This window comes from Pseudolactococcus piscium (genome assembly GCF_002441695.1).
Taxonomy (GTDB): Bacteria; Bacillota; Bacilli; order Lactobacillales; family Streptococcaceae; genus Pseudolactococcus; species Pseudolactococcus piscium.
Map to the genome: position 1 here is coordinate 1 of NZ_JXJW01000037.1, position 4,640 is coordinate 4,640.

General features: G+C 35.0%; 4 protein-coding genes and 1 pseudogene. 1 reads left to right on the forward strand and 4 read right to left on the reverse strand.

Annotated features, from left to right (window positions below):
• Window positions 1–100: 100 nt before the first annotated feature.
• Entirely contained in the window at window positions 101–1,759 is a 1,659-nt protein-coding gene (locus RU86_RS11370) for an FAD-dependent oxidoreductase (RefSeq protein WP_096815402.1), read from the forward strand.
• Window positions 1,760–1,844: 85 nt separating this feature from the next.
• On the opposite strand, the gene RU86_RS11375 is transcribed toward RU86_RS11370, so the two are convergent.
• The 4 genes and pseudogenes from RU86_RS11375 to RU86_RS11390 form a co-directional block, all read right to left on the reverse strand.
• Window positions 1,845–2,078, reverse strand: a complete 234-nt coding sequence (locus RU86_RS11375) for a thioredoxin family protein (RefSeq protein WP_031366274.1) — start codon at window positions 2,076–2,078, stop codon at window positions 1,845–1,847.
• A 245-nt stretch (window positions 2,079–2,323) separates the two neighbouring features.
• Window positions 2,324–3,313, reverse strand: a complete 990-nt coding sequence (locus RU86_RS11380; protein ID WP_047915136.1) for a permease — start codon at window positions 3,311–3,313, stop codon at window positions 2,324–2,326.
• On the reverse strand, window positions 3,313–3,489 hold the full coding sequence (locus tag RU86_RS12150; protein ID WP_179296285.1) for a hypothetical protein: 177 nt from the start codon (window positions 3,487–3,489) through the stop codon (window positions 3,313–3,315). Before RU86_RS12150 ends, RU86_RS11380 begins: the two co-directional genes overlap by 1 nt.
• 284 nt (window positions 3,490–3,773) lie before the next feature.
• Window positions 3,774–4,640 (reverse strand): annotated as a pseudogene (locus RU86_RS11390) (IS982 family transposase); the annotation flags it as partial.

Here is a 4,640-nt window from a genome sequence, read left to right on the forward strand (position 1 = left end):
GATCTTAGGTGTTTAAGATTAGAATAGCATGTCTTATTTATTTTGTGTTGAAATCAACTAGCAATTCGGGTATGATATTAGATAAAGGCAGGTTTACTTAATGAAAATTTTGATTATTGGTTCAGTAGCGGCTGGCACAAGTGTAGCTGCAAAAGCCAGAAGAAACTCTGAAGAAAATGAAATTGTTATTTATGACAAAGATACTGATATTTCGTATGCTGTATGTGGGATTCCTTATGTAATTGGCGGAGAAATACCAGATTTTGAAGAGTTGACGCCACGTGATGCAAAGTGGTTTAAAAAGCGTTATAACGTTGACATTTTCACTTCACATGAAGTAATTGCCATAAACCATGAGAAGAAAGAAATTTCAGGAAAGAATCTTATTACCGGCGACCTATTTACAGATAACTATGATTTATTAGTGTTTGCCACAGGTTCAACACCCAAGGCACCTGATGCTTTTGAAGAAAGTAACTTCAGCAACGTATTTCAAGTGAAAAATATTGATAGTGGGAAAAAAATCAAGTCCTTTATAGAAAATAGAAAACCTACAACTGCTGTAGTTGTAGGGGCAGGATATATCGGTCTTGAAGTCGCTGAACAACTTAAAGAACGTGGAATTAAGGTCATAATTCTTCAACGTGGAAAACACCCTATGTCACATTTAGACTGGGATATGTCTATCCGTATTGAGGATGAAATGGTAAAACAAGGGATTGATTTCCGACCTGAAGAAACGATACAAAGCTTAGTTGGTGTTACTCAACTTGACGAAGTAATCACCAACAAGGGAACAAAACTATCTGCAGATATGTATATCTTAGCAACTGGTGTTCGACCTAATGTAGCCCTAGCTCAATCCATTGGTGTAAAACTTGGAAAAGCAGGGGCCATTGCGACAGATAATACACTTCAAACGAACATACCCGATGTATATGCAGTAGGTGATGTAGCAGAAAGCTTCCACGTTATTACAGGTAAGCCTATTTATCGTCCTTTAGCTTCTACCGCAAACAAGATGGGGAGAATTGCAGGAGATGCTATGACAGGTGGACAACTTCGATTTCAAGGTGTTTTAGGAACTGGTATCTTACGTTTCTTCGATTTAACAATTGCTCAAACTGGGTTGACAGAAAAAGAAGCTCTAGCTGAAGGTTATGAAGTTGCAGTACTATCTAATATTAAGCCAGATAAACCAGACTATATGCACGGAAAGGAAATGGTTATTAAGGCAGTGGCTGACAAGCTCACTCATCGTATTTTGGGTGTGCAAATCATTGGGCCTCAAGGCGTGGATAAAAGAATAGATGTTTTTGCTTCAACAATAACTTTAGGAGTTACTGCAGAAGATTTATTCCACATGGATTTAGCCTATGCACCACCATTTTCTACTACAAAAGATCCAGTAGCATATACAGGTATGGCATTAACCAATGCTCTAACAACAGCTCCACTTATTACTCCTCATGACTTAATGGAACTTCAAAAAAACAATGAAAATATTACAATTATTGATACTCGAGATCCAAAAAGTTATGAAAAAAATCATGTCCTTAACGCTATTAACATACCATTAGCAGAATTACGAGAAAAGGCTTCAACACTTGATAAGAGTAAGAAAACAATTGTTTATTGTAATAAAGGAGTGACAGGAAACGCTTCTCAAAATGTATTGAGAAGTAAAGGATTTAAAGAAGTTTATAATTTATCTGGGGGCAACAAGAATTATCAGGAAATTTTCAAACATTCTAAATAAAAGAATGTGTTCTATTTATGATCTATTCATCTTTTAAAATGGCTAACAAAAATACCTCTTCAATCAATATGAAGAGGCATTTTTGTTAGCCATTAATCCATTGTGCAATTTCGTCTTCTTTTGGTACTCTACCAGATACGACAACCTCTTCATCAATAACTAAAGCGGGTGTACGCATCACACCATATTTTTGAATTTCTGCAATATCTGTAACTTTTACAACTTTCGCTTCTACGGAGCTAGATTTTAAAGCATCTAAAGTATTTTTTTCCAAATTTTTGCAATTTTTACAACCTGGTCCTAAGACTTTAATAATCATTTTCTCTTCCTTTCTTTTTCAGCAACATGTATACAAGAAAATACTTGTTAACAAGAAGTGTTACTATAGATAATACTAATTACCAATGTGTTTTGTCAATGGTCATTTTCTAGAATCAGCTGTACTAGAAAATGAGTTCAAAAACTCAAATAAATATAGGGCAATCGTTCAATTAAAACCTCTAAAAACGGATTCCCAGAAAAAGAAACGCCTCCCTTCCAATGCTTGTTGCAAAACGCATAAAATTATACAAAAAACCAATTAAAAGAAAATCCAATAATTAAAATACCGATAAGGCAAATAATAACGAATGTCCCTAATAGTTTAGGTTTAACTACCTTACTTAACATAATTAAAGATGGTAAAGATAACGTTGTGACAGACATCATAAAGGCGACCAGAGTCCCAATAGGGACACCTTTTGAAAACAAGGCTTCAGCAATTGGTAAGACACCAAATATATCTGCATAGATAGGTGCACCAATTAAAACGGCTAATAAAACGGATAGGGGGTTATTTTGGCCTAGGATGTTTTCAACAAAACTTTGTGGTACCCAATTGTGGATTCCCGCTCCGATACCAACACCTATAAGAATATAAGGCCAAACTTTTCCAGCAACTTCCCTTACTTGCTCTACACCAAAGGATACACGTTTCTTAAAGGTCAGATCTTCTTTAAAAGAAGAACCCTCTTCCATGTTTCGAATGTATTCTTGGACTTGATTTTCCATACCTAGCTTATCAATCACAGCTCCACCAATAATAGCTAATAATAATCCTACTATAACATAAATAACAGCTATCTTTAAACCGAAAAATGACATCAGCATAATGATTGATGCAATATCTACCATTGGGGATGAAATCAAGAAAGAAAACGTAACCCCCAAAGGCAAACCAGCCGTAGTAAAACCAATAAAGATTGGGATACTTGAACAACTACAAAATGGTGTAACTGTACCAATTAGTGCACCCAATAGATTCCCTTTCCATCCTCGCATTCCTCTTAACAACACCTTCGTGCGTTCGGGTGGGAAATAAGATTGTATGATACCCATACAGAATATAAGTACAGAAAGAAGTATAAATATTTTAACGGTATCAAAAATAAAAAATTGTAAACTTCCACCAATTTTCTCATCCGTTGGTAATTTAAAGATAGTCTCGACAAACCACCCAGCTAAGTCATTTAACCAAACCATTTTAAATAATTGATCATTAATAAAAGTCCACATTATTGAACATCTCCAATCAAATAATCAAATTTATCAATTCGGCTCAAATCAACTTGAAATTGTTCGTCTAAATTCTTAGATTCTTTAACTAACACTAGAATATTTTCAAGAAAATAATTTTTAGAAAGTTCATATTTTATAAATTTTCCATCTTGATATCCTACAACTAAATTCAAATCCCATAGCTTACCTAAATGTTTTGACAATTTGCTTTGGGGGAGTTTTAAAATTTTTGTAGTTGACAGACACATAATTTTTTTTGAGATAATAATAACAATACTCTCACTCTCGTTCGATCAGAGAGCGCTTTAAATAGTTTTTCTATTTCCATCCACAACACATCCTCATATCCGCTTATTTTCATATCAATTGTACAAAATAGATAGTTATCTGTCAAATGTTTAATTTCTTAACTCCAGAATAGATAATTTATGATACTTATACCCGAATTGCTAGTTGATTACTTTCCCATCACGTTGTAACCAATAGAATATCTTAAAGTCATTGGCTGCTCTTTTTTAGCACATCTCAAGAGTATTGAATAGGCTAGAATTAACATCTCTAACCTCAGTTGAAATCCTTGTATAGAACGACTTTTAGAACGTTCAGCTCCTAGGTTGGCAAGAAAAGAGAAGACGCGTTCAATAACTTTTTTTCTCTTAGCAAAGTGAGGGAAGTTGATTTTACTTTATTTCATGTTCTTCCTAAGTGGCGTAGTTAGCTCAACTCCTTTACTTTTTAATCTTTCCTGTAAAGCTTTACCAAGATAGCCTTTATCTCCGAGTACGGTCTCAGTTGGGAAACAGGCTAGAACTTCCTCAGTCATAGTAGAATCAGCGATACTTGCAGGCGTGATGACATAGTCAATGATTTAACCAGATTCACTCACTAAGGCCTGACATTTACAACCATAAAAGTGCTAGTTCTTGGTCGCATTATAGCCAATATTGACATATTCTCCGAGCACTTTACTTCTTAAATTTCTTACAATTTGAGCAAGTGGAATAGGGAAGCTGTCAATGATCGAGACCTTAATTCCCTTAACTTCCTGAAAGGCAAGTGTTTGTCTGATCAACTGGATGCTTGGTAGCAGCATATTGCATCGTCGAGTAAATCGAGAATATTCCAAGAAGGATGGGAAGAGTTGGCTTGACAGTTGATATTTTGCTTTAGTGGTCTCGCAAAGGTGGAGAACTCCCCAAAGATAACAGCTGATAAGGACAACATCAGAATAATCGGTCAACTTGATATTTTTTCGATTTTTTACACAAATACTCACACTAGACTGATACAAATTGTCAACTGTGTTGAGTAGATAGACAAAAAC